This window comes from Emticicia sp. 17c, from assembly GCF_037153985.1.
Lineage (GTDB): Bacteria > Bacteroidota > Bacteroidia > Cytophagales > Spirosomataceae > Emticicia.
Genome location: NZ_JBBAYI010000077.1, coordinates 1 through 511, shown reverse-complemented (window position 1 = coordinate 511; position 511 = coordinate 1). Strand labels below are relative to the sequence as shown.

Sequence of the window (511 nt, the reverse complement as noted above, 5' to 3'; positions counted from 1 at the left end):
ATAAACAACTTGATAGCTTTCATGTAATTTGTTTTTATCCCATGTCAAAATCATGGTATTATCGTCTACTTTTAGTTGCTTTACATTTTCAGGCATTGGTATTTTATTCAGCAACGTCTTAAACTCCCCATTTTTATACCTATCCACTACTTCATCACCCACATAACCTTCAATCTTAAAACTATACTGACTATTTTCTTGGAGGTTTTTGAGGTCTAAACGATTTGAATTGACTGTTTCAATCAATTCTCCTCCCTCAGCCATTTTGTAGGTAATCACATATTTCTTAAAACGAGGGTCGCCCTCCCAAGTCAGGGTGGCTTCGTTAGGGCCAATATTGGTTGCTACTACATTTTGTATCCTCGGTGGTTTGGGGGCATTGTCTTGCTGCAAGGCCTTTATTTTTTCAATAATGACATCTACTTTGGCCTTTAAGTCAGCAATAGTTGGGTAACTTGTTCCTGCGGGCGGCGTTCCGCCTTCCATGCTTGTTTTGTCAGCCTTGAGTTGG

1 protein-coding gene is annotated in these 511 nt (G+C 39.5%); it reads right to left on the bottom strand.

The features are described from left to right. Nucleotides 1–511, bottom strand: a 511-nt coding sequence (locus WAA15_RS24555) for a fibronectin type III domain-containing protein (RefSeq protein WP_337045489.1), incomplete at both ends; no start/stop codon positions are given.